Here is a 26,229-nt window from a genome sequence, read left to right on the forward strand (position 1 = left end):
AGCACCTTTGGTGTCAGGCGCTCTTGGATGTACGTTTCATCATTCTTTTTGATAACCAAAATCCCACTGTCAGGGATAAGGCATCGACGATGATCAATAAGTTTGTATGCGTATAACCTTTATATGCGGAAGCTGTAATCAAGGCAACAGTTAAAACAAGGCCTACGACATTGTTATAGGTAACTCTTGAAAATAGCATGACAAGTAGACAAGGAAGGAAAAGGGCAGAAAGAATTTTAATCATTTTTTCATCTCCTTTATAAGAGAAAAATAGAGTAGTTTCAGTTTAAATGATTATGAAGCTTTTTGCCAATCAATTTCCCACTTGATTTTCAAGGCATCATCAGAAGAACATTCCACGCATCCATCAATTATGCCCATTAAAAAAAAGAGGCAAACCCCTTTAAAGGGAAGTTTGCTTCTTTTCACTCCAATCAATATGGATCCGCTTCATGTCCTTTTCTAACGGCGTCCTCAGGGTTATCCGTCCCACCCAGAGGTTTTGAAGAGTCCGTATGTTCAGAAGCCGAGGCCAGTCCCTCTTTCAATCTGCGGCCATACTCTTCATCGGCCTCTTCGGCAAGTGCTATCATTTTTTCCTGAATGCGCTTGTCGGCAGGAGCCAATGCCCCCACTAAATTGGAAATTAAATCGTCTTTTTCCCAATCCTCGAATTCACGGAATGTTTCACCAGCCTGTTTCGTATTGTTCTGGCGATCGATTGTCTCACGAACAAGTTTCCCTTCCACCATTGGTGTATACTCCTTGCCGGTCTGCTTGGCTTCTTTCAAGCCGCCGACAGTTGATGGTTCGTAGTTGATGTGGGGGCTTTGGCTGCCTCTGCCAACTTCATATTGCATCTGTCCGCCAGTCTGATTCGTGGCTGTTGGTTTCTTTGGAGCATTAATCGGCAATTGCAGATAATTCGCGCCAACACGGTGACGTTGTGTATCGGAATAAGAGAATGTACGCCCCTGTAACATCTTGTCATCAGAAAAGTCCAGTCCATCCACTAGGACACCCGTGCCGAATGCAGCCTGTTCGACTTCAGTGAAATAGTCTTCAGGGTTTTTATTCAATACCATCGTACCGACATGCAGCCACGGGAACTCATCTTTCGGCCAGATCTTCGTATCATCCAGCGGATCAAAATCCAACTCAGGATGATCATCATCACTCATGATTTGTACGTTGAGATCCCATTCCGGATAGTCCCCGCGTTCGATCGCTTCATATAGATCCTGTGTGGCATGATTGAAATTTGTAGCTTGAATTTCATTTGCCTCTTGCTGTGTCAGGTTCTTGATCCCTTGTTTCGGTTCCCAGTGATACTTGACAAGCACGGCTTTCCCTTCCTCATTCACCCATTTATAAGTATTGACCCCTGATCCTTGCATCATACGGTAGTTAGCTGGAATGCCCCATGGGGAAAATACAAAGGTAACCATATGGAATGTTTCAGGCGAACTCGAGCAAAAATCGAAAATCCTCCTGCCGTCCTGAATATTCGTGACCGGATCCGGTTTGAAGGCATGAATCAAATCCGGGAATTTCATGGCATCTCGGATAAAGAAAATTTTCAGGTTATTTCCTACAAGATCCCAGTTTCCATCTTCCGTATAAAATTTGACGGCAAATCCCCTGGGATCACGTAACGTTTCCGGGGACGTCCCTCCATGAATAACGGATGAAAATCTCACGAATACCGGGGTTTTTTTACCTTCTTCCTGAAAAACCTTCGCTCTAGTATATTTTGAAATCGGCTCGTCCCCCGCTTTACCGGTCGGTACGAAATAACCATGTGCACCTGCACCACGGGCATGCACAACCCGTTCAGGGATACGCTCCCTATCGAAGTGGCTGATCTTTTCAAGGAAATCATAGTTCTCAAGTGTACTAGGACCTCTGTTCCCTACAGTTCTAAGACTCTGGTTATTCGTAACCGGGTGCCCTTGCCTGTTCGTTAATGTTTCTTTCGATTCATCATTTGGTTTTTTGGATTTATCGGACAAAAAAACCCCTCCTCTGTTAATAAAAGCCATACCATACTTTCCCCTATTCCCTATATTTCACTCTTCAATCTTCAAATTTAATTGAAATTAGTTAAATAAGTACTTTTACCCTATGTATCGATGAGCATATTTTCATGTCATAAACAATTTGAGGCATTTAGTAGAATCATGGAGTAAGCATACCCATTTTTGTATATGCCAACAGCACTCAATTATAATGAACTAAGGATAAATAATTCAAAAAGCGGGGTGCCTTCATTGGACGAATCAATATTAGGAAGACTTGGCAAGATGATGACCGGAAAAACCAGTCGTTGGGTTGTCATTGCTGTGTGGATAATTGCAGCAATCGCATTAACCCTCACTTTGCCTGCCGTTAATGATCGAACAGCAAATAATGCCTCAGACTTGCCTGAGGATTCACCTTCTGTCGTGGCTGATGAACTTATTAAAGAAGAGTTTCCAAACTCCTCTGGACTACCTGCCCTACTTACATGGCATCGGGAAGGTGGACTGACAGAAGCCGACTTGGCCGAAATCCAGTACCTTTCCAAAGAACTGACAGATAAACCATTGTCACAGCAATCTTTTTTACCGCCGCTTCATGAAATTCCGTTGCCTGCTCTTCAAGAATCGGTTTCAGAAGATGGAACGACTTTCGTACAGCCGCTTTTCTTTAAAGAAAAGACCGAGACTGAAATTCTCGAAAAAAATCTTGAAAGCATTAATGAAGCAGTATCGGAACACATTGGATCGGACCCATTCAAGGTCTCGACGGATTCAGATGAATTATCCCTTCGAGTGACAGGCCCTGTAGGGATATCCGTCGATGCAACGGGTTTATTTTCAGGTGCAGATTTCAAATTGCTATTAGCGACAGTAATACTTGTACTTGTCGTGTTATTACTCATTTACCGCTCCCCGCTTCTAGCCATCATTCCTCTAATCGGAGTAGGCTTCGCCTATATTGTCACGAGCCCGATCCTTGGATTTATGGCAGATCATGGTTGGATTACAGTCGATTCACAGGCCATTTCAATCATGACCGTATTATTATTCGGTGCCGGAACGGATTATTGTCTATTTTTAATTTCTCACTACAGAAGTGAATTAAGAAATCATGAAAGCAAACGGAAAGCCATGATCGCCGCATTTAAAGATTCATCAGGCGCCATTGCGATGAGCGGCCTTACGATCGTCATCTCCCTGCTAACATTGCTTGTAGCCAAATATGGAGCCTACCACCGTTTCGCTGTACCATTCAGCTTGTCCATTTTAATCATGATGCTGGCAGCTTTAACACTTGTACCGGCATTGCTTTCTGTATTCGGAAGGGCTTCCTTCTTCCCAATCGTTCCGCGTACACCAGAAATGGAAGAAGCACGGGCTAGGAAAAAGGGAAAAGCCGTCAAAAAACATAAAGAAGGACGCATCGGTAACTGGATTGGTCATATCGTCACAACCAAGCCATGGACCGTCATTCTTACATGCCTGATCATCTTCAGTGTTTTAGCTGGATATTCTTCACAAATAAAATATTCATATGATATTCTCTCTTCCTTCCCTGAAGATATGAACTCCCGTGAAGGCTATTCTGTCATTTCCGACTCGTACTCACCGGGCGAACTGGCACCGGCCACAGTGGTTGTCGATACGGATGGTGAAGATATCGATTTAACGACGGCATTAGAGGCGATGAATATTGTTGAAAGTGTTGCCGATCCAGTCACAAGTAAGTCCAATAAAGATCTTCAGTCCTATGAGGTCACATTCAACATCAACCCATATGATATCGAGGCCATTGGTTCCATTCCGGAAATCCGCACTATGGCGGAGAAAGAATTGAAGGCCGCCAATATATCTTCCGTCGATGAAAAGGTTTGGATTGGCGGGCAAACTGCGACGCAATTCGATAAAAGGGATACCGTAAAATCCGATGAATTCATGATAATCCCGATCATCATCGTCCTGATTTCCTTGCTCCTTTTAGCCTACTTGCGATCTGTGACAGCGATGGTGTATTTAATGGGGACAGTCATTCTCTCATTCTTTGCAGCTATGGGCTTAGGTTGGTTAATCCTGCACTATTTCATGGGTGTCGATGCTATAGAGGGGACAATTCCACTTTATTCTTTCGTATTCCTGGTTGCACTTGGAGAAGATTATAACATTTTCATGGTTTCAAGCATTTGGCGTAAGAAAGAAACGATGCCTATCAAGCAGGCCATCAGAAAAGGCGTTGCCGAAACTAGCGGTGTCATCACATCCGCCGGAATAATCTTGGCAGCCACTTTTTCCGTTCTTGCCACACTTCCGATTCAAGTATTGGTTCAATTCGGGCTCATTACTGCTCTTGGTGTGTTAATGGATACATTCATTGTGCGGCCGTTCCTTGTTCCTGCGATCACCGCCCTACTTGGCCGCCATGCTTTTTGGCCGAGTAAAGTGACCAATCAAGAAGAGAAAGAACATGCCAATTAATTTAGGTAGTCGGCTTTACTCTTCTTCATAAGAAAAAACCCTGTGCCCCATAAATGCACAGGGTTAGAGTTTGTAGACAAAAGGGTTTTCCTAAAATTTCAAAACAAAGTTGATTGGAACGTAAGGTGCGAGACTCCTGCGGGAAAAGCGCGTCGAGGGGAGACCCCGCAGGCGCAAGGCGCCGAGGAGGCTCCCGGACCGCCCGCGGAAAGCGAGTGCCTGGAGTGGAAATCGACGTTCGAGGTTTTATAAACCTTCATAAAAACTGTAGACAAACTTGATTTTCATCAAGTTTGTCTACAGTCTGAAAACCCCGTGCCCCATAAGTGCACAGGGTTTTTCATGTTTTCAAAATTAAGGAAAACTTTCAGTTGACACTATTGCTTCCACCTCTTATAATTACATTAAGTTAAGATATCTCAAATTAAAGATATATAAATTCAAGATTATTAATTAGGAGGAATAAACATGACAAATACAAAATGGACAGTCGACCCGACTCACAGTGCTATTGAATTTTCCGTAAAACATATGATGATCGCTAAAGTAAAAGGAAGTTTTAATAAGTTCGAAGCAAGCATTCTAGCAAACCCATTGGATCTAACAACTGCTGAAATCGATTTTACCGTTGATGTGGCCAGTATTGACACACGGAATGCAGACCGGGATAATCACTTGCGTTCCGCTGACTTTTTTGATGTAGAAAAAAATCCTACATTAACATTCAAATCAACAAAAATCGTGAAAACGAATGAAGATGAATACGATGTAACTGGAAATGTGACTCTTAATGGAATCACACAAGAAGAAACTTTCAGCATCACCTTCGAAGGCCAAGGGAAAGATCCATGGGGAAATGAAAAAGCAGGATTTAGCGGAAAAGGGAAAGTAAAACGCAGTGATTATGGCCTAACCTATAACGCGGCATTAGAAACAGGCGGCGTACTGATCGGCGATCAAATCACGCTTACCATTGAAATCGAAGCAGCTAAAGAAGCTTAATGAAAAGAAGAAGCAGCCATCCCTAGGATGACTGCTTCTTTCTACATTTACCGGATTTACGAATTCCTCGTTTTATATAGTAAATAAATGAAGTATGGTGCCCCGATGCTCGCTGTGAAGACACCAGCCGGTATTTCCAAAGGTGAGAATAAGGTCCGCCCAATCAAATCCGCCACCATAACCAGGATGCCACCAAGCAAAGCTGAAGCAGGCAGTAGCACTCCAAAACTCGAACCAACCAGCCTTCTGGCCATGTGTGGTGCCATTAATCCCACAAAGCCAATTCCTCCAGCAAAAGCGGTAGAACCTCCAATCAAAGCCGTACTGATCATCAATAATGTAAACCGTTGTTTTTGGACATGTCCCCCAAGCCCCGTTGCAAGGTCATCGCCTAGCTCCTGTAAATTAATATTTCTGGCATACAGGAAGGCGATTAACAGGAAGAGAATCGTCCATGGTGCCAGTACAGCGATATTATTCCAGGTGGAGTTAGACACTGACCCCGTGATCCAAAGGTTTGCCTGGCTCGCTTGATAAACTGGGCCAAGAATCATCATCATCGTAGTGAGTGCCTTCATTAAAGCCATCACCCCAATCCCGATCAACACAAGCCTTATCGGGGGAACTCCATTTTTCCAGGCTAAAGAATAAACAAGAAAGGCCACGACTGTCGCCCCAATGAATGCAGCTAACGGCAGCCAATTGATGCTCACTGTTAAAGAATGATTCTTATCGCTAAAAATGGCCAAGAATCCAACAACCGCTACAGTCGCTCCTCCTGTTATCCCCAAGATATCAGGCGAAGCAAGTGGATTTCGAATCATCCCTTGAAGGATTCCTCCAGCTACAGCAAGGCCCATTCCTACCAACAGGGCAACAATTATTCTAGGCAGGCGGAAAGATTGGATAATAAGCCGATCGCTATCCGTCCCCCCTCCGATAAAGACCTGGAGGACACTTAGCGGATTTATATTCATTTCACCCACTCCAGTACTGATAACAAACACTAGTGAAGTGACTAAAAATAATATGGAAATCACGATCATAGCTTTTTTATCCATCAAGAATGATATTTTTTCATTAAACAAACGAAAGCTCTTATATGACTTCATCGACCGCTGAACCCCTTTCTAGCTATATAAATAAAGAATGGGGTCCCGATTATGGCTGTCATGACTCCAACCGGAATTTCTCGAGGCATCAGGATATACCTGGATATGACATCGGCTGCAATCAAAAGCACCGCCCCGAAAAGTCCAGAGAAGGGAATCAACCAGCGATGATCGATGCCTACTATAGAACGGGTAAGATGCGGAACGACGATTCCTATAAAGCCAATCGGACCCGCAACCGCTACTGATCCGCCAGCTAGCAGAATGATTGCCAGCCCCATAACCAGTTTAAGGAATACTATATTCAGTCCAAGACCTTTTGCGACATCTTCACCCATGGATAACACATTCATTTTACCGGACATGATCCAGGCAAGGCCCCAACCCACGACAAGATAAGGCAGGACGGCAACTAAATTGTCTAGACTTCTACCGGAAACGGACCCGGCAAGCCAGAACAAAACTTGATCTAATAGTGCCTCATTGGAAACAAGAAGACCTTGTGTAAGTGAAGCTACCATGGCCGTCATAGCTGCACCAGCCAATGTCAGCTTCATCGGTGTCAAGCCGCCGCGTCCCATGCTTCCAATCATATATATACTTATCGCGGCTATGGCCGCCCCTATGAATGAGAGCCATGTGAATACTTGAAGATTGCTTATCCCAAACACGGTGACCCCAGTGACAACCGCCAATCCCGCCCCGGCGTTGACCCCGAAGATATCTGGAGAGGCCAGAGGGTTTTTAGTTAGCGTTTGCATCAAAACCCCCGAGATGGCTAAACTTGCACCAATTGCCGAAGCAATCAAGGCACGCGGAAGTCTGACTGATTGAATGACAATGTGTTCATTCGTCCCATTGAAATGGGTAAAAGCATCGATGGCCATTTTCCAGGTTGTATCTGTATAACCGTATACAATGCTTGAGCACAGTAAAAACAGCAGCAAAAGAATAGTAATGAACAGCCCCATCCATTTCTGCCATGTATATTTTAATAACATATCCAGTTACCTTTCCAATCACGTTTGTATAGTAATATTTTACTGGTGGTAATGGGATTATGTCAACGAATTTGAGAATCATTTTCATTTATATATTGACAGAAAAGTATATTCATTTTATGATGATGCTGTTAAGTGCGAATGATTATCATTTGCTGAAAAATTGGGAGGGATACATAGATGTTTAGATTTAAGTCATTATTAACGATTTTTACAATATTTGCAGTCTTTCTTCTAGCAGCTTGCGGGAATTCGGATGATAAAGCCGATGGAAATAAAGCTGAAGACAAGAAAGAAGAGAAAAGTTACACAATTGAGCATGCCATGGGCACTACCGAGTTGAAAGAAACGCCTAAAAGAGTGGTAGTTTTAACAAATGAAGGTACTGAGGCATTGCTTGCTTTAGGAATTAAACCTGTTGGTGCCGTTCAATCATGGCTTGGTGACCCTTGGTACGACCATATTAAAGATGATATGGATGGGGTCGAAGTTGTTGGGGTTGAACATGAAGTTAACTTAGAAAAAATCGCATCACTGAAGCCTGACTTGATTATCGGAAGCAAGATACGCCAAGAGGCTGTTTATGATAAATTAAGTGCGATCGCCCCTACCGTTTTCTCGGAAACGCTAAGAGGAGATTGGAAAGAAAACTTTAAACTATATGCAAAAGCCTTGAACCTTGAAGAAAAAGGTAACGATGTAATTGCAGAATTCGATAAAAACACAGAAGATCTTAAAGCTAAATTAGGTGATAAAGTAAATCAAGAAGTTTCCATTGTTCGTTTCATGGCTGGAACTACTCGTATTTATTACACAGATTCATTCTCTGGAGTGATTTTCGATCAATTAGGATTTAAACGTGCAGAACAACAGAAGGAACTATTCACTGCAGATAATAAATTAGGTAACCTTGCCATTGAGGTAGGGAAAGAAGTCATCCCTAAAATGGATGGAGATATTCTCTTCTATTTCACATACGCTCCTGAAGGGGACAAACAAGCTCTAAGCACAGCTAAAGAATGGACAAACGATCCACTTTGGAAAAACCTTGATGCAGTCAAAAATGGAAATGCTCATGAAGTTAGCGACGCAACATGGAATACAGCTGGCGGAGTATTAGCAGCTAATAAAATGCTGGAAGATATAGAAAAGATCATGCTTGAAAAGTAATAACACGTTTCTATTGAAAACGGCCTTTCTCGATATAATTCGAGAAAGGCCGTTTTATTTTTTATTCATGCTCACTGCTTTTGAGGCATTACCCTACTTGTCCGCTTTCCTTTAATTGATCGTCAACGAACAAGATGCCCAATTCGTAATGCTCCCCGTCAAAAAGAGCTCTTTGCACAAAACGAATCTGTTCATTATTATCGATGACCTCAAGCTTGCAATGTGCCCGGTTTATTTGGAGCGCCCTGTATAACTCTTCTTCTTCCCTGACGACGACCCCATTTATTTTCGAAATGACCTCGCCTTTTAGCAACCCCATTTTATCTGCCGGAGATTGAGGGATAACGCCTAAGATCTGGACACCCAGCTTACTTTTCGAAAAGTAAAAAGGAAGCTTTTGATCCATTGCCTTTTGGGAATAATGCAGGAATTCACGACCGAGGATTGCTAAAACGGCCGTTATTATTGCCAATGGCGGGTACCAGTAACCCACTACCGCCAATAGCGTAATCACCAATCCCAATGCCCCTACCTTTTTGCCTTGTGCCCTAATGGCCAGTTCCGGGAGCGTCCCTTGAACTTTTTGCTTAAAGCCAATTAAAATGGGCAGCACAATCGGCGACAGGGACATGTCTCCGATTGAAAAAACCGGATACCATTCGAAAGGCATCGGAAGTTGTCCTCCAGGAATCATGACGAACATGGGAATTAGCCAGATTCGCTGTGAAACATACACACCTATCGGCTGCCCCCTCCTGGATACCTCCAACTGAGGAGAGACCTTTTTACTTCCATTGCCAACAATCAAAAATCCTTCAACAATCAGTAATAACCCTATTAAAATAACAAGTGTCGGATATACGGACCGATCCAGCTGATTAAAAGCATCCTGGAATAACGTCAGCTTGATATCTCTATCATATAAAAAGAAAAGGATAAAGAAGGTGAGCCCCACTGTATAAACGGGGGAAACAAACCTCTTCTTCATGGATAGCATGGCCAAAACCGTAACCACTAACATGATGAACAGCGCCGCCAAAGGAATGGCGAGTCCAGTAGACAGCGTGAGGAAGGAAAGGATCAATCCCCATACCAATCCTTGAGGTAACATGGAACGAAGCTCCATGGAAAAACTGTAGATCTTCGTATTAAAATCATGGCGTTCCCGTTTAACGCGAAGATAGCCGATGAATAAACAATAGGCAATCGAAACATAAAGCAAAGGATGAAGGAAGAGTTTTCCTAATCCCATTAAGTATGCAATCAGCCAATCCGTTGTCAATTTCTTTCCACCATCCTCAAAAGTAATCAAAATTTTGTCAAATTTCGTTCTGGTCAGTTACCTCCTATTCTATCAAAAATGTAACCTTCATGCCTATTAAGATGCAGAAAAAGTAGCATTCCCTTAAGTTTCTTCTATACTGCCTTCATGTTCGCAGGCGGGGCTCGATCAAATGCAAAAAAACACCGCCCCCAAAGGGGAACGGTGCCATCGAGTTATTTCACTAAATAATTCAAAGCCGTGCGTAACTGAATATCATTATCTTCATCCTGGATCTTTTCCAGAATGGCGGATTCCAAATGTGCTGCGGTTTTAGCGTCCAGCTTACCCGTCACTTTCAGGCCAAATTGTTTTTGGAATGCTTTTACTGCGATTTCTGTACTCCAATCATAATATCCATCCTCACGACCAGGTTCAAATCCAAGTCCTTTCAGAATGCTTTGGGCATACTGGATTTGTTCATCATTCATATCCCGCTCCAAGACCCTCTCAATGGCCAGCTGATGGGCACCAAAATAATCCGGCTGTTTTACTTTAATTGTCGGTTCGATCCCTTTTTTATGAATCCAGTTCCCTGAAGGCGTCAGCCACTTATATAACGTAAGTTTAATCTTACTGCCATCACCCATAGGAACAGCTTGCTGTACTGTGCCTTTCCCGAAGGTCTTCTCGCCGACCAATGGATAGCCTCCAGCCTCTTGCATCGCGCCGGCAAGGATTTCCGAGGCTGAGGCGCTGCCTTTATCCGTCAAGACGGCAATGGGATAACTTTTCGCTTTCTTAAGGCTTGTAAAAAACGATTGTGTCTCCCCCGTTCTTTCCGCAATTTGCAAATAAGGCTTGTCTTTTGTGATAAACTCGCCAAGAATCGTTTCCACACTAGAAAGAAGGCCACCTGGGTTGCCGCGTACATCTATGACCAAGCCCTTTATTCCCTTCTTTTCCAGCTCCTTCATCTGCTTTTTGAAATCACTCGCAGTATTTTCCGAGAATGTAGTCAACTCGATATAACCGATTTGTTCTCCAGCGACTTCCTTAATTGATGAAAATACGGTATCCAATGGAATTTCGGCACGCATCATATTGAATTCAAGCGGATTATCCACCCCTGCCCGCTTTATTTCCATTTTGACAGGTGACCCTTTTTTGCCGCGGATTTTCAGGCGTGTTTCATATAGATCCAAACCTTCTACACTCTCACCATTCACCTTAAGGATTTGATCTTTCGGCTTTAATCCAGCTTTTTCAGCAGGCGAATCTTTGTAGGGAGAAACAATTATGACCTTACCATCTTCCATTCCGATTTCAGTCCCTATTCCTTCAAAAGAAGAGTCCAGGGTTTCGTTGAACTGCTTAGCGGTCTCCTTGTCCATATATACGGAATAAGGATCTTTCAGCGCTGACAGCATGCCTTGGATGGCACCCTCCACCAGGTTGGAACCATCCACCTGTTCTACATACTGACTTACGATTAAACCGTAAGCTTGTTCCACCTTTGCCCATTCCTTATCCTTTAATATTGCTTGGCCTTCATCCTTTACTTCATTCTTGGCCGGGAGGCTTGTCCAATATATCCCCCCCACTGCTCCAATGGCTAGTGACATGACGATTGCTAGAGGAAGTACCCATTTTTTAACCATATTTATCCCCATTTCTGACCTGATATGTATTTCACTATATGAGGGGATTGGAAGGAATATGCTTATAGAAAATGGTGACACCACGCAAAAAAACAGACCAGGAATTTATCCTGGTCTGTTTTTTTCGTTGAGATATTGTGTATTAATTAGGTATATAGTTTAATGGATTAACAGCATTTGACTTGCTATAATTCCATGGGCCTTTATGTAGTTCAAAGTGTAAATGCTGACCGTATGAATGTCCTGTGTTACCCATGATGCCAATTTGTTGGCCTTTGGCAACAACAGCACCTTCGCTTGCTTGTCTAGAGCTTAAGTGTGCATACACAGTAGTCCATTGCTGACCGCCGATCGAATGGGTAACGAAGATGACGTTACCGTATGAACTTGAGAAGTAAGAACGGCTTACGACTCCGTCCGCTGCCGCTACAACTGGAACCGTTCCACTAGCAGCGATATCGATGCCGGCATGCTGTTTATTCCAACGTTCACCCATTGTTGAAGATACATATCCTGCACTAGGTCTAGTGAAAGTACCCGATGATACTGCTGGCGCTTGACTTACATTAGCCGAAACTTGTGAAGATGATGGTGCTGATGATGAACTGTTGCTTTTTGCACTATATCCCGAAGAAGTGGATTGTTTTTTTGATTCGGATGCTTGTGATGCTGCTTGGGCTGCCGCTTGTGCCGCTTCTTGCTCTGCACGTTTTTTCGCTTCGGCTGCCGCTTTTTTACGAGCTGCTTCCAATTCGGCAAGACGTTGATGCTCTAAGCTGATGGCTGATTTGATGGCTTTTTCTTGAGCAGCAAGATTCGCTTTTTCTTCCTCTAGACCCATCTTCTCATGTTCATGCTTTTCAGTTTGTTGCTTTAATTTCTTAACTAAAGCATCCTTTTCTTGCTTCTGCTGTTTTTGTTGCTTTTGAATTTCCAATAGTTCAGCTTTTGCCACTTCTAAACTGGCAAGCTTCGTTTCAACAGCTTTTTGCTTTTCTTCCAGATCCTTTTTATCCAGCTCATGCTCTTTTAAAATATCGCGGTCGGCTTCAGCGATTGTCGCTACAGCTCCGACACGGTCAACTAAATCCCCAAAACTGGATGATCCGAATAATACTTCAAGGTAGTTCACGTCCCCGCCAGTCTCCTGGAAAGAAAGTGCCCTTTCCTTCAATACTTCGTTACGTTTGGCGATCCGCTCTTTTAATACTTTAATCTCTTCTTTCAATGCCTCGATTTCTTTTTTCGTTTGTGTAATTTCAGCATTTTTAGCATCGATTTTTTTTGCGGACTCTGCAATTTTCGCTTCAATGGCAGCGATTTGGTCTTCTGCTGTCATTTGCTTTTCCTGCAGGTTATCGATTTTCTTCTCCGTTTCGGAAATATTCGATTCAACACCCGAACGTTTTTCCTGGATGGATTCTTTCTGTTTTTCTAAATTCGAGATCGACTCGGCATAAACCGAAGGTGCCGCTAAAATGCTTCCCAACCCGATCATAATGGAGGCATTCATGGCAATGATATTTTTTTTCAACGTTTCATTTCCCCTTTCAACCCGTTACATCCTTGCCTTGTAACTTCTCTCTATTTAAATCCGGCTTCTTTTGGCTTTCGAGTAAACATACTCTTTTATACTTTCAAGAACTTCCTGACGGACATCAAGCTGCCCCATATCCCGATAACGGCACCAATTACGATGAGGATGCCCGAAACTTGATAAATAAACGGATTTGCAGGCAGGAAATCTATGAATTTGAACGTAATCTGCGGTGCTGCATATTTATAAAGATTGTAGTAGAGTACTGCAATCAGACCAATGGGAATGATGGAACCGAGGACTCCCAACCAGAGACCCTCCAAGAAGAATGGCCAACGGATGAACGTATTCGTTGCTCCTACCAATCTCATGATCTCGATTTCTTTTCTTCTGGCTACAATGGTAATTTTAATCGTATTCGAAATTAGGAACATTGCAGTAAATAGTAAACCTACAATAAGAACGATCCCTATGTTTCTAGCAATATTAACAAAGCTGAATAGTTTCTCGACGTAGCCTTGTCCATATTTAACACTTTGGATATACTCAAAACCTTCGATTTTTTTTGCCACCTTGATGACATCTTGCGGAGATTTCGTTTTGATAACATAAACGTCCCTTAATGGGTTATCTTGTTCAAATGGTTTAAAAGCCTCACCATTATCTCCTAAATCATCTATTAAATTAGTAAGCTCTTCATCTTTTGGAGAGAAAATCACTGATTCAATGCCGTCTATCTCCGTAATTTGCTTACCGATAGCTTTTATATCGTCATCATTCGCCGCATTATCAATATGTGCACGAACTTCGACATCTTTCTCCACATTTCCCGCGATATGATTTAAATTCATCATGAGCACTAAAAAGACGCCAACCAATGTTAGAGTGACCGTTACTGCACTGACTGAAGCAAACGTCATCCATCCATTACGGCCAATATTTTTAAAACTTTCACGGAAGTGACGGAGCAATGTTCTAAATTTCATATCCGTAATCACCTCGATGTTCATCGCGAACTATTTTTCCACTTTCAATGGCAATGACACGTCGTTTAATATTGTTGACGATGTCCCTATTATGAGTGGCCATGACAAGTGTAGTTCCGCGTTTATTAATTTCTTCAAATATATTCATGATTTCCCATGACGTTTCGGGATCAAGATTACCTGTAGGCTCGTCGGCTATGACTACCTTAGGATCATTGACGATCGAACGGGCTATTGCAACCCTTTGCTGTTCCCCACCAGATAACTCGGAAGGCAGCATTCTTGCTTTATGTTTAATGCCAACCAGATCCAGGACTTCCATGACTCTCTTTTTGATTTCTTCTGGTTCCTTTTCAATAACTTCCATGGCAAAAGCAACATTTTCATATGCAGTGAATGTTTGAAGGAGTTTAAAATCTTGGAATACCATACCGATATTACGGCGGAATAGAGGAACTTTCGAATTGCGGATACTTGGCAGGCTAAGGCCATTGACCAAGATATTACCGCTTGTAGGCTTTTCTTCCCTATACATCATTTTGATGAAGGTCGATTTTCCGGCACCGCTCGGACCCACTACATAAACGAACTCGCCTGCCTTTATTTTCACATTGATTCCATTAATGGCAATTACGCCATTTGGATATGTCTTTTTCACATCTATCATTTCTATCATTCTAAAACCACCTAATTTGCTTGGATTATCACTATGTACCTACAGCTTTTTCGACAATTTTCACTGAAATCTGACAGGAATCTCTCTTACTTGAGCACAGGAACATTATAACATCATATTTTGTCAAATTAAGCATAAAAAATATTACAGTTTCATTTCAGTTAGACATATATCAACATCTATGTAATAATTCCAGGATTTGATTGCTTGATAAGGGTTTAAAAGTGAGTTTTTTCGAGGTTTAATGGAGGTTAAATGAAACGTCCTGCTAAGCAGAACGTTTCATTAATCATTACTTATGTCCAGCAAGCCATTCAGCGACCATGCTCGCTTCCTTGCCCTGGATTATTTCTTTTGGCATTCCACCTTGGCCATTAGCAATGACTTTTTCGATGTCTGCTTTCGATAGCTTCGAACCGACCTTCGTTAAATTCGGTCCAACGCCGCCTTCAAGATTTACTGCATGACAACTTGAACATTTGTTTTCATAAATTTTTGCGGCATCACCAGCACCTGCCGTAGTCGTTTCATTATTTTCACCTGCAGGCTCTTTATCTGCAGCATCATCGTTCCCACCGCATGCAGCCAAGGTCAAAGCAGTACCCAAAACTAAGGCTAACCATTTCATTTTCATTGAATTACCCCCTCTGATTTATACCAGTACAAGAACATTATACCAATTTCAATCTAGTTTAAAACCCTCCCCGAGTACCTCCGATGCGTCCATTACAATTACAAACGCTTTAGGGTCAACGAGTTTCACCAATTGTTTCAATTTGGTGAATTCCGACTGGTCTATTACGCACATCAAAATTGGACGAGTATCATCCGTATAGCCGCCATACCCGGATATGCCTGTTACTCCCCGGTCCAGCTCATGTATGATAGCATCCCTTACTTCCATTTCTTTATTCGTGATAATTAGTGACATCTTAGACCGGTTCAATCCAATCTGGACGAGGTCGATCGTCTTGCTTGTCACATATAATCCTATTAATGCATAAAGCCCTTTTTCAATATCAAAAACAATGGCAGCACTTAAAACGATGATTCCATCAATGACAGCCACACATGTTCCTAATGACAGATGGGTATACTTATGGAAAATCTGTGCCGCTAAATCGGTCCCCCCTGTGGAACCCTTTCCGCGAAAGACGATCCCCAGCCCCAGTCCGACCATCATCCCCCCGCAAATTGAACCAAGCAATGCATCATTCGTCCATGCATCCCAATCCTTTGTCAGAAATACCACTAAAGGCAAAAACAAGGTTCCAATCAGGCTTTTGGCTCCGAAATGTCTTCCAAGGATAATAAGCCCCGCAATAAACAAGGGGATATTAAAACCCCAAAGTACATAGGCCGGCTCCCAACCGAGGGTTGAATCCAGTATCGTGCTAATCCCGCTGACCCCGCCAGATGCGACCTGGTTAGGCAGTAAGAATACATTAAAACCAATGGCAATTATGGCCGAACCGACAATCACCAATCCATACTCCATTAACTTTTGATTTAAAGGATGCTTCCGCTCCCGGTATCTTTTCTTCATTTTGCATAAGTCTCCTCGAACCATCATTATTATCTAGTATTGGCCTAACGAGGTAGAGCATCCCTTTTCAATCCTGTAAAAGTCAGCCAGAAGATTTGTTAAAAAGGAAAACAAAAAAAGCCGGACCGGGAAACCGGTCCGACTGGCTGATCTTATAATTTTGAACGCAAGTACGCATCAATGAACATATCGATATCCCCATCCATGACTGCACCCAAGTTTCCGGTCTCGGCACTAGTACGGTGATCTTTAACCATGGAATACGGATGGAAAACATAAGAACGAATTTGGCTTCCCCAGCCAATTTCCTTTTGCTCACCACGGATTTCATCCAAATCCGCTTGTTGCTGTTCAATTTCACGTTGATACAATTTGGCTTTCAGCATATTCATGGCTTGGGCCTTGTTTTTGATTTGAGATCTCTCGTTTTGGCACGTTACCACGGTGTTCGTAGGTATATGGGTGATCCGGACTGCCGAGTCAGTTGTATTGATATGCTGACCGCCTGCACCACTTGCCCGGTACGTATCGACTTTCAAATCTTCCGTGCGGATTTCTATATTGATCGTTTCATCGAATTCCGGCATGACTTCACATGAAACGAATGAAGTATGGCGTCTCCCTGATGAATCGAAAGGAGAAATCCGGACAAGACGGTGTACTCCTTTTTCCGCTTTCAAATAACCATAGGCGTTATGGCCTTTGAAAATTAAAGTGACACTCTTGATTCCAGCTTCATCTCCTGGAAGGTAATCAAGGGTTTCCACTTTAAATCCTCTTTTTTCACCCCATCTTGTATACATACGCAGCAGCATGGAACCCCAATCCTGGGACTCCGTTCCCCCTGCACCAGGATGCAGTTCAAGAATGGCATTTTTCGAGTCATATTCTTCACTTAGTAAAAGTTGAAGTTCAAAGTCATTCATCTTTTGTGAAAGAATCGTGATTTCTTCTTCCAGCTCAGCCAAAAGTTCTTGATCATTTTCCTCTTTCACTAATTCATATGTCAAATCCAGATTTTCATATGATTCATTCAGATCGGACAATTGATTGACTTGTTCTTTCAAAGCATTCGTTTCATTGATGACAGTTTGAGCTTTTTGCTGATCATTCCAAAAATCGGGATGTGTCATCTCATTTTCAAGCTGTGCGATTCGTGCCTCTTTTTCATCTAAGTCAAAGAGACCCCCTAAAGTCCGTTAATCGTTGCGCTGTCCGTTCAAGTTCATTTCTTATTTCTGCTAATTCCATTTCTCTTCACCTCATTAAGTATGTTAAAAAAAATCCCTGAAGAAGTATGTTAAAAAAAATCCCTGAAGAAGGATTCGCTTCATTACACAAATAAACCTCTTCAAACTATATGCAAATATATTGCTTTATGCAAACTAAACATGAAAAGAGGCGGCAAGCCTTACACTTAACCGTCCCATAATCATTATACACCTAACTTTAGCCTAAATTGCCATGGCAATTCTTATATTTTTTTCCGCTGCCGCATGGGCATAAAGCGTTTCGGCCAACGTCTTCCTTTTTACGTGCAGGGGCTTTTTTCACTTTTCCCCCGTCTTCTTCCTTCGGATTGACTGCTTGTCCTTTTATGACTTCCTTACGCTCCAAATTATTGCGGATTTCAGCCTTCATGATGTATTTGGCGACTTCATCTTCCATTGAAGCAATCATGGCTTCAAACATTGCGAAACCTTCTGATTGATATTCACGTAACGGATCGATTTGGCCATAAGCACGAAGGTGGATCCCTTGGCGCAATTGCTCCATTGCATCAATATGGTCCATCCACTTACTATCGACTGCACGAAGAACGATTACTTTTTCGAATTCACGCATTTGTTCTTCAGATAGCTCTTCTTCTTTTTGGTCATAGCTTTCTTTCACTTTCGCTAAAATGAAATCAACCAATTCCGATTCATTTTTCCCTTCCAAATCAGCTACAGTGATTGAACCTTCATTGAATAGGTTACCATTCAGGTAATCGACAAGGCCTTGTAAATTCCAGCCTTCCTCATCGCCCATTGGTGCAAACGCGACAACATTTCGCTGGATGGATGCCGTAATCATCGTTTCGACGATTTCACGTAAGTTCTCACTTTCCATGACATCGAAACGCTGTTTATATATAATTTCCCGTTGTTGACGGAGAACATCATCATACTGCAGCAATTGCTTACGTGAATCGAAGTTATTGCCTTCGACTCGTTTCTGTGCGGATTCAACGGCCCTTGTCACCATTTTACTTTGAATTGGCTGGGAATCATCCATTCCAAGGCGTGCCATCATGTTTTTCATGTTATCCGAACCGAAGCGGCGCATCAATTCATCTTCCATTGATAAATAGAATTGAGTGACCCCTGGGTCTCCCTGACGTCCGGACCGACCACGCAGCTGGTTATCTATACGCCTGCTTTCATGACGTTCCGTGCCGATGACAGCAAGGCCTCCAAGCTCCTTGACACCTTCACCAAGCTTGATATCCGTACCGCGCCCTGCCATGTTCGTAGCAATTGTAACTGAACCTTGATTACCTGCATTCGCAATGATTTCCGCTTCACGCTCATGGTTCTTGGCATTCAAAACATCGTGAGGGATTCCTTTTTTGGATAAATAGGCAGATATGACTTCAGATGTTTCGATGGCAACCGTACCGACAAGCACAGGCTGACCCTTTGTATAACGTTCGGCGATGTCTTCCACAACAGCTTTGAACTTCCCATCAGTTGTCGCATATATAAGATCTGCCCTGTCATCCCTGACGATATTCCTGTTTGTCGGGATCGCAATGACATTCATATTATAAATATTGCGGAATTCCTCTTCTTCCGTTTTAGCTGTACCGGTCATACCTGAAAGTTTTTCATACATCCTGAAATAATTCTGGAATGTGATCGTCGCAAGAGTCATGCTTTCATTTTGAATTTCAAGCCCTTCTTTCGCCTCGATCGCCTGGTGAAGACCTTCACTGTAACGGCGGCCTTTCATCAAACGGCCAGTGAATTGGTCAACGATGACTATCTCGCCTTCCTGGACCACATAATCCACATCCAAATGCATGGAAACATGCGCCTTTAACGCCTGGTTGATATGATGATTCAAAGTAACGTGATTAATATCGAACAAATTATCGATATTAAACGCTTTTTCAGCTCGATTCATCCCATCTTCAGTCAGCTGAACACCCTTTGTCTTTTCATCATATGTGTAGTCCGTTTCTTTTTTTAAGGTTCTCACAAACGCATTGGCCTGGATATAAAGCTGAGCCGATTTTTGTGCGGAACCGGAAATGATCAATGGCGTTCTCGCCTCATCGATCAAAATTGAATCGACCTCATCAATGACAGCAAAGTGCAGCGGGCGCTGTACCATTTGTTCTTTATATAACACCATATTGTCACGAAGGTAATCAAAACCTAACTCATTATTCGTGCTGTACGTAATGTCCGCATTGTACGCCTCTTGCTTTTCTTCTTTGGAATGACTATTCAAATTCAAACCGACTGTCAAACCAAGGAAATCATACAATACACCCATCTCGGTGGCATCCCTGTGTGCCAAGTATTCATTGACAGTAACGACATGTACACCTTTACCGGTAAGCGCGTTTAAATAAACCGGCATGGTGGATGTTAAGGTTTTACCTTCCCCTGTTTTCATCTCAGAGATATTTCCATCATGAAGGGATGCCCCACCCATGATTTGAACACGGTAAGGGTATAAGCCCAGAGCACGCTTTGCCCCTTCACGCGCAACTGCAAAAGCCTCAACAAGCAAATCATCAACGGTTTCACCATTTTGATAACGCTCTTTAAACTCACCCGTTTTGGCACGCAACTGTTCATCCGATAACGCAGCCGTCACATCAGCCAGCGCTTCGACCTGATCAGCGATTTTTTCCAAACGTTTGATTTCTCGCTTATTCGGATCAAAAACTTTATTTAATATATTAAGCATTCAATAACGCTCCTCTATTATGGTAATGATCGTTCAATGACAAAATTCATATAAGTAAGAAGAAACACATCTTCTATTATTACTAATGCACGCTTAATTTTACCACTTCTATCCTAGAGGTACAACTTCATGTCACTTCCCTGGTATAGACCTGAATTCAATTCTTGCGAAAAACAATGGATAAATGAGGAGTAAAACTGTTAAAATAGAAGGAAGTATAAAAAATATGTTGCAAACTCCCCACTATTCCATATGCAAATGAGAATTATCCATAACCTTCCATCACTAGATGATGTGTCCTCACTAGAGATAGCATGTCAAGGTAATCCAACCTTACAGCCGTCATGTTTTGAATGATAAGGTGGGCTACTGAAACTTAATAGCGGAAGATAAATAGAACATGTTTCGAGGTGGTATTGATGATTGGTGAACGTGTAAAAAAACTGCGAGAAGAAAAAAAAATGTCGATGACTGAACTTGCCGATAAAGCGGGTGTGGCAAAGTCTTATTTAAGTTCGCTCGAGCGGAACTTACAAACGAATCCTTCTATTCAATTTCTTGAAAAAATCTCCGCCGTACTTAACATTCCTGTTGATGCCCTGCTTTATGATGCTCCAAATAAGGAAACCTTGGACACTGACTGGATGAAAATCGTTGAGGAAGCCATGAATTCAGGTGTTTCAAAACAACAATTCAGGGAATTCATCGAGTTTAATAAATGGAGAAAAGATAAAGAAGAGTAGAGTGGTAGTGCACTAGTTTACCTACATAATCCTGACTAATACAGTTTGAATAAGCTAGACTCACTAGAATCTCAAGGAAGAATAAACCCTATAAACAGATGTATCGAACCACTGTTTATAGGGAAGTTCTCGATCTTGTTCGGAACCTATTTTCCATCGTGCTCCTCTAATGTAGCCTCAAGGCTTTCCCGTTTAAAAAAAGCACTGATTTCCTCTTTTTTGAACCCCAAGCTTCTTGCTTCTGAAATCAATTTCACCCATTCTTGATCCATTTCCACATTAGCCACCTCTTCTACCTCCTAAAATACTCTTTGTATTTCAGGCAGACCAGCCATCGTAGTCACAAGGACCTTAGACCTGTGCCTTTGCGCCCTCATCTTTCAATAAGTTTGCCTTTGTCGTGGTATTTATTACCAAATACATTACTCATAACCATATTATAACGGATACACACTCCATATATTGCTATTTTATGTCGGTAATCCACATAATTGCAAAAACTTTTATCCGACAAAATATTACAATATTAAGAAAATTCAAAGGGCAGGTGATTTATCATAGACTAATTCAATTTCGTTTTTTTGTATAATAGTAAATATTACTCTTCTTAGTATTTTGTTGGGGTGTATTGATTCTCTCAATTGTAAGTGCATCCAGGTCTTTTTGCGCAGTTAAGTTCTCACCGCAGATCGGGCAAAGCCACTTTCCATACTCCGCACTGCTAAAAGAAGCCCTATGGCATGTATGGCAATTCTTTCGATACAAGTAATCCAACCCCTCTGCACCTTGATCAAATTGCTTTTTATAAATAACTAGTTGTTCTTTTTAAAGAACCAACAATTCGAGTATAGTGCAAAAGATAGAGGCAATTAAATAGATGAAACTAACTATTTATCTTAATAAAGAACAAAATTTGTTCTTTAAAATGGATTTTTAATAAATTTTTATTCTTTAGAGAACAAAAGATTACTTTTCTAGTAAACTCAACAGCCAACGAATTCTATCAACATGCATTAAAAAAGCACAACCCTGGGGCTGTGCTTTTGATCTTAGATTAATATTTAACTAGGTTCAATCAATCCATAGCGTCCATCTTTTCGGCGGTACACTACGTTCGTTGTATTAGTATCCGCATTCGTGTAAACGAAGAAACTGTGACCAAGCATATTCATTTGTAAAATCGCTTCTTCACTGTCCATCGGCTTTAAATCAAAACGCTTATTGCGGACCACTTCAATATCATTATCATCTTCGAATTCATCCACCACTTCGTCAACTTCCGTATTGAAGGCGAATGCATCAGGTGTAGTCGATAGATTGTTCCGGAATTTACGATTGACCTTCGTTTTATGTTTACGAATTTGGCGTTCAAGCTTATCATTGATCAAGTCAATGGCAGCATACATATCCGCATTTTCCTCTTCAGCGCGAAGAACCAAATTCTGCATAGGAATCGTCACTTCGACCTTTGATGTATTATTGTTCACTTTTAAATTCACTAACACATTTGCATCTGGTGTATTGTTAAAATATCGTTCTAACTTGCCAATTTTCTTTTCGACGTATTCTCGAATTGCTGGAGTTACCTCAATGTTTTCACCGCGTACGTTGTAATTCATAAAGTGAGTCCTCCTTAAATTAAGACTATACAGTTAGATTCTACAATACCCCTCCGGTTCCCTTTAGAAACACATCATGAAATATGTCGAAATAATGAAACAATTGTCGGAAGGTTTTGAAAGGGTTGATGTCTGCCCTAGCTTCATTATATCAAATGCTATGCTATAAAGAAAAATTTAAGCCTATATTATTTACAGAAAATTTAAAAATATTTAACATAAAAACCATTTGGAGTCCAAACGGTTGGGTAATTAATTTCTTTTATCGTAGAACATGCCATCCACTGATAGACTTTCATACGGGTTCGTGTATTTATTAGATGATCGTTTCTTCTTATTTATTTCTTGGATTTCCCGCTGTATCTCCTGCTTTTGAAGCTTCAGCAAGTGATCGACCTGTTGGTTAAGCAACACGGTTGCACAGCCCAGTTGCTGCTCTTCAACAGTAAAAGGCGGTTTGATTCGAGAAAGAATTCCATCTCGCTGATCAATCAGCTGCGTGACCCTTTCTATTTTATCATCACGTTCTGTAATCGTGCGATCTTCCAGAACGGCAAGTAATTCAGCAGTCAAATCATGAAAGGTTCTAATCACCATTACACTTGACCGCTTTGGGTAAATAGTTTTTTCCGATTGATTTGAATTACTTCCTTCCAAGTATTCCGGAACTCAGCAACAAGTCCCTCCACCTCTTCCAAGGCAGCAACATCATTTTTCATGTTCGCTTCTATCAGACGCCGGTTCATGAAATCATACAGACTCATCATGCCTTTGGATACATCCGCATCCATATTCAGCGTCACCATCAATTCGCGGATAATATTTTGCGCCTTTATGATGTTCGTATTCTTCGCTTCGATATTTCCTGCTTCAATGGCTTTCTTCCCAAGCATGATGAACTTCAAACAGCCATTATAAAGCATTAATGTAAGCTCCCCCGGTGATGCTGTATTGACTGAATTTTGCTGATATGATTGATATGGATTATTTATCGCCATATTTAACTTCCTTTCCGACCTACCTTAACTAAAATAAGAAGCCAACGATGCACTTTGGCTGTTTGCCTTTTGAATCGCTTTTTCCATCGCCGTGAACTGGCTGTAGTATCGTGATTCCAATTTCGTTAACTTTGCTTCAAATGTTGAAATCTTCTTATCCAGCCCATCAACCAATTTTCCAATTGTAAAATTGTTATTAACATATCCGGCCTTTCCGGCTTTTTCAGTAATCAACTTCATGGATGATTCTATATCAACCCTTAATCGGCGCGCGAGGCCTTTGTCGCTCTTTTCCATTCCATTGGCCATGAACATATCATAAATCGCATTGGGATCCTCACTAATGGCTGCCCGGAGCTTGTCCTCATCAATCGTTAATTTGCCGCCCTCCAAATAATTTTTGGTGGTCGTGATTCCCAAACTGCTGAGATTGTTTTTTCCTGTGATCCCATCCACCGAGGTGTATAGAGATGACCTCATTGTGGTCAGAAGACTCTTTAATGTCGAATCGCTTTTTAACGTTCCGCTCTTCGCTTTTTCTTCCCACAACTTCACTTCGTCCTCTGTCATTGCCTTCTTTTGCTCAGAGGTAAGCGGGGTAAAGGAGCGATATTTCGCTTCACCGGTTTTATCTTGAACCTTTTTAATGACTTCATTGTATTTATTCACAAACTGTGTGATTGTATCCAAGATGGCATCCACATCAGCTGTTGAAGAGAAAGTGACTGTATCCGTCGTTTTTTGCTTTACCGTTATTTCCGCTCCATTAATCTGAAACGTATTCGAAGGCCGGGAAATTTCCAGTCCATTATAAACAATGGACGTATTTTCCCCTTTTGAGCCGCCAGTTCCTTCATTGTTACTGCTCATTTTTAACGTAGCAAAAAAATCTCCGGTGCCCCCTAATTCAATTTCAGCCCGATCTTTAACATCACCGGTATTTTTAGCAGTGATGGAAAAATTCTGGGACGTTTCATCTAAAAATAGAGTCACTCCCGAGTTAGCATTAATTTTATTGATGACACTCTCTAACGTATCGTCCGCATTAAGGGTAAGCGTGTACGGTTTTTCCACTGTCAATCCATCTTTTACTTCCGTATCAAAACCGCCGTCTTTATTGATGGCCAGTATCGTAATATCTTGTGGTGTCATGAAACCCAATTCCGATAATTTCTTTTTAGGGTCGGTAACAGCTGATTTTTCCGTACTTATCATGGTTGCTGCTTTGGCAAGTCCATTCACTTGTATATTCCCGGGAAAATCACTGGTCGAATTCACATTTTTCACTGATACAGCATTTGGATTCGAGACCGACACCTTCTTTTTAATGAAGGAAGACTGCTTCCCAATTCCATCACGAATGAGCGTATCCAATTCTGATAAAGATGTATTTATCGAGCGGTAATCATCCCGTTGCCACTCGGAATACTGCTTTTTCTGTGTTAATTTATCCAATGGCACCCGTTCTGCCTGCATCATGCTCTTAACTAATTCATCAATGTCCATTCCGCTTGCTAAACCACTGATTCGCACCAAAATTGATCACCCGCTTATATTTTTTCATCCACCATGATTCCGACAAACTCCGTCATTGCCGCATAGAAATCCAATAACTTCTTAGGAGGAATTTCCCTGATCGTCTCATCCGTTACATCATCGACTACCTTGACATAATACTCATTCAGCTTCTCATGATATTCAAAACGAACGGCCGTATGTGTTGGATCGAGGAAAGTGTTCAAGCCATCTACTACTTCCTGCACCTTTTCTTTTGAAGGCTCATCAGTAGATTCCACACTTCGCTCCGAATAGGCAAGCGTATTCATTTCCCGCTGATAATATGTACTGATTCCTTCCGAGATTGCTGTTCTAAGTTGTGAGGAAAGAATATTCGTGGACAAACTCTCCAGCATCTAAATAGCCCCCAATATGATGTCTTTACTTTTTATATCGGTTCTTACAGTTTTATATTTAGAAAAGCTTTTTGATTTTGGTTTCAACTGTAGACTATCATGAAATGATCTTTTTATATAAAAGAGATTCTACTAAAAAACTCCAGAAGAATAACTGGAGTCTAGTTGATTTCCACTCCAGGCACTCGCTTTCCGCGGCCGGTCCGGGAGCCTCCTCGGCGCTTTTGCGCCTGCGGGGTCTCCCTTGGACACGTATCTCCCGCAGGAGTCTCGCACCTTCCGTTCCAATCAACCTTGTTTTAACATTTAGGTAGAAATCATTTTATCTACAGTCTTTTTTTAAAATTAGAAAGATTAAAATTGAGGGTGATAATCACTTCTCTACGTTCGGAAAAAATTATGACTGAGATTTTAATTTATAGAACTCCCTTTTTATTCAAATGAATCTGCGAACATACTAGGAATGGATATATCCCATCCAGCTTGTGATTGATAGCTGTGTTCACCAGTCATTTCACCATACACAGTAATGACATCTTCATCTACAT

Annotated in this window: 24 protein-coding genes and 1 riboswitch; of the genes, 5 read left to right on the forward strand and 19 right to left on the reverse strand. The window is 41.7% G+C overall.

All coding sequences use genetic code 11. The features are described 5' to 3' along the window. Positions 1–13 precede the first annotated feature (13 nt). Complete coding sequence (locus NYE63_RS26955) at positions 14–244, reverse strand: CsbA family protein (RefSeq protein WP_034309928.1); 231 nt, start codon at positions 242–244, stop codon at positions 14–16. A gap of 190 nt (positions 245–434) precedes the next feature. Then, a complete protein-coding gene (locus tag NYE63_RS26960; protein WP_342603465.1) occupies positions 435–2,042 on the reverse strand; it encodes a catalase in 1,608 nt (535 codons plus the stop codon). Between the two features lie 261 nt (positions 2,043–2,303). On the opposite strand from NYE63_RS26960, the gene NYE63_RS26965 reads away from it, so the two are divergent. Both NYE63_RS26965 and NYE63_RS26970 read left to right on the forward strand, forming a co-directional pair. Next, positions 2,304–4,493 carry an MMPL family transporter gene (locus NYE63_RS26965; RefSeq protein ID WP_342605877.1) on the forward strand — a complete coding sequence of 730 codons (2,190 nt, stop codon included), beginning with the start codon at positions 2,304–2,306 and terminating at the stop codon, positions 4,491–4,493. 468 nt (positions 4,494–4,961) lie between these two features. After that, the gene (locus NYE63_RS26970; RefSeq protein WP_305158498.1) at positions 4,962–5,495 is read left to right on the forward strand and encodes a YceI family protein; all 534 of its coding nucleotides are present in this window, start codon (positions 4,962–4,964) and stop codon (positions 5,493–5,495) included. A 56-nt stretch (positions 5,496–5,551) separates the two neighbouring features. On the opposite strand, the gene NYE63_RS26975 is transcribed toward NYE63_RS26970, so the two are convergent. Continuing rightward, a complete protein-coding gene (locus NYE63_RS26975; RefSeq protein WP_342603466.1) occupies positions 5,552–6,607 on the reverse strand; it encodes an iron ABC transporter permease in 1,056 nt (351 codons plus the stop codon). Then, a complete protein-coding gene (locus NYE63_RS26980) occupies positions 6,604–7,608 on the reverse strand; it encodes an iron ABC transporter permease (RefSeq protein ID WP_342603467.1) in 1,005 nt (334 codons plus the stop codon). The genes NYE63_RS26975 and NYE63_RS26980 overlap by 4 nt, the downstream gene beginning before the upstream one ends. A 59-nt stretch (positions 7,609–7,667) precedes the next feature. Here NYE63_RS26980 and NYE63_RS26985 point away from each other — a divergent pair, with 59 nt between their 5' ends. Further along, positions 7,668–7,796 (forward strand): hypothetical protein, encoded by a 129-nt coding sequence (locus NYE63_RS26985; protein WP_339201110.1) that lies wholly within the window; start codon positions 7,668–7,670, stop codon positions 7,794–7,796. Continuing rightward, on the forward strand, positions 7,789–8,778 hold the full coding sequence (locus NYE63_RS26990; RefSeq protein WP_342603468.1) for an iron-siderophore ABC transporter substrate-binding protein: 990 nt from the start codon (positions 7,789–7,791) through the stop codon (positions 8,776–8,778). The genes NYE63_RS26985 and NYE63_RS26990 overlap by 8 nt, the downstream gene beginning before the upstream one ends. Before the next feature lie 88 nt (positions 8,779–8,866). On the opposite strand, the gene NYE63_RS26995 is transcribed toward NYE63_RS26990, so the two are convergent. From NYE63_RS26995 to secA, 9 genes are all read right to left on the reverse strand, one after another. Then, a complete protein-coding gene (locus NYE63_RS26995) occupies positions 8,867–10,060 on the reverse strand; it encodes a PDZ domain-containing protein (RefSeq protein WP_342603469.1) in 1,194 nt (397 codons plus the stop codon). Between the two features lie 215 nt (positions 10,061–10,275). Then, positions 10,276–11,700 carry a S41 family peptidase gene (locus tag NYE63_RS27000; protein ID WP_342603470.1) on the reverse strand — a complete coding sequence of 475 codons (1,425 nt, stop codon included), beginning with the start codon at positions 11,698–11,700 and terminating at the stop codon, positions 10,276–10,278. A gap of 142 nt (positions 11,701–11,842) precedes the next feature. Then, positions 11,843–13,234, reverse strand: a complete 1,392-nt coding sequence (locus NYE63_RS27005) for a peptidoglycan DD-metalloendopeptidase family protein (RefSeq protein WP_342603471.1) — start codon at positions 13,232–13,234, stop codon at positions 11,843–11,845. 95 nt (positions 13,235–13,329) lie between these two features. After that, a complete protein-coding gene (gene ftsX, locus NYE63_RS27010) occupies positions 13,330–14,223 on the reverse strand; it encodes a permease-like cell division protein FtsX (RefSeq protein ID WP_342603472.1) in 894 nt (297 codons plus the stop codon). Then, a complete protein-coding gene (gene ftsE, locus NYE63_RS27015; protein ID WP_076368273.1) occupies positions 14,213–14,899 on the reverse strand; it encodes a cell division ATP-binding protein FtsE in 687 nt (228 codons plus the stop codon). Before ftsE ends, ftsX begins: the two co-directional genes overlap by 11 nt. A 292-nt stretch (positions 14,900–15,191) precedes the next feature. Further along, the gene (gene cccB / locus NYE63_RS27020) at positions 15,192–15,533 is read right to left on the reverse strand and encodes a cytochrome c551 (protein ID WP_342603473.1); all 342 of its coding nucleotides are present in this window, start codon (positions 15,531–15,533) and stop codon (positions 15,192–15,194) included. Positions 15,534–15,581: 48 nt separating this feature from the next. Further along, positions 15,582–16,445, reverse strand: coding sequence for a YitT family protein (locus tag NYE63_RS27025; RefSeq protein ID WP_342603474.1), 864 nt, complete (start codon positions 16,443–16,445; stop codon positions 15,582–15,584). Positions 16,446–16,597: 152 nt separating this feature from the next. Next, positions 16,598–17,696, reverse strand: a protein-coding gene (prfB, locus tag NYE63_RS27030) for a peptide chain release factor 2 (protein WP_251426756.1) whose coding sequence is annotated in 2 segments (ribosomal slippage) — positions 16,598–17,632 and positions 17,634–17,696 — 1,098 coding nt in all. Because the reading frame shifts where the segments join, the coding sequence is not laid out codon by codon here. Positions 17,697–17,894: 198 nt separating this feature from the next. Continuing rightward, a complete protein-coding gene (gene secA, locus NYE63_RS27035) occupies positions 17,895–20,408 on the reverse strand; it encodes a preprotein translocase subunit SecA (protein ID WP_342603475.1) in 2,514 nt (837 codons plus the stop codon). A 419-nt stretch (positions 20,409–20,827) separates the two neighbouring features. On the opposite strand from secA, the gene NYE63_RS27040 reads away from it, so the two are divergent. Further along, a complete protein-coding gene (locus NYE63_RS27040) occupies positions 20,828–21,151 on the forward strand; it encodes a helix-turn-helix domain-containing protein (protein WP_063233922.1) in 324 nt (107 codons plus the stop codon). 146 nt (positions 21,152–21,297) lie between these two features. On the opposite strand, the gene NYE63_RS27045 is transcribed toward NYE63_RS27040, so the two are convergent. The 6 genes from NYE63_RS27045 to flaG all read right to left on the reverse strand — a co-directional run bounded on the left by NYE63_RS27045 (position 21,298) and on the right by flaG (position 25,681). After that, positions 21,298–21,438 (reverse strand): anti-repressor SinI family protein, encoded by a 141-nt coding sequence (locus tag NYE63_RS27045; RefSeq protein ID WP_342603476.1) that lies wholly within the window; start codon positions 21,436–21,438, stop codon positions 21,298–21,300. A gap of 31 nt (positions 21,439–21,469) precedes the next feature. After that, positions 21,470–21,555: riboswitch (cyclic di-GMP riboswitch) on the reverse strand. Between the two features lie 657 nt (positions 21,556–22,212). Further along, positions 22,213–22,770, reverse strand: coding sequence for a ribosome-associated translation inhibitor RaiA (gene raiA / locus NYE63_RS27050; RefSeq protein ID WP_063233921.1), 558 nt, complete (start codon positions 22,768–22,770; stop codon positions 22,213–22,215). A gap of 252 nt (positions 22,771–23,022) precedes the next feature. Further along, positions 23,023–23,367, reverse strand: a complete 345-nt coding sequence (locus tag NYE63_RS27055) for a flagellar protein FliT (RefSeq protein WP_342603477.1) — start codon at positions 23,365–23,367, stop codon at positions 23,023–23,025. Then, positions 23,367–23,768, reverse strand: coding sequence for a flagellar export chaperone FliS (gene fliS / locus NYE63_RS27060; RefSeq protein ID WP_342603478.1), 402 nt, complete (start codon positions 23,766–23,768; stop codon positions 23,367–23,369). The genes NYE63_RS27055 and fliS overlap by 1 nt, the downstream gene beginning before the upstream one ends. A 24-nt stretch (positions 23,769–23,792) precedes the next feature. After that, complete coding sequence (locus tag NYE63_RS27065) at positions 23,793–25,301, reverse strand: flagellar hook-associated protein 2 (protein ID WP_342605878.1); 1,509 nt, start codon at positions 25,299–25,301, stop codon at positions 23,793–23,795. 17 nt (positions 25,302–25,318) lie between these two features. Further along, complete coding sequence (gene flaG / locus NYE63_RS27070; protein ID WP_342603479.1) at positions 25,319–25,681, reverse strand: flagellar protein FlaG; 363 nt, start codon at positions 25,679–25,681, stop codon at positions 25,319–25,321. Positions 25,682–26,229: the final 548 nt, after the last annotated feature.

Source organism: Peribacillus sp. FSL E2-0159 (genome assembly GCF_038643155.1).
Lineage (GTDB): Bacteria > Bacillota > Bacilli > Bacillales > DSM-1321 > Peribacillus > Peribacillus simplex.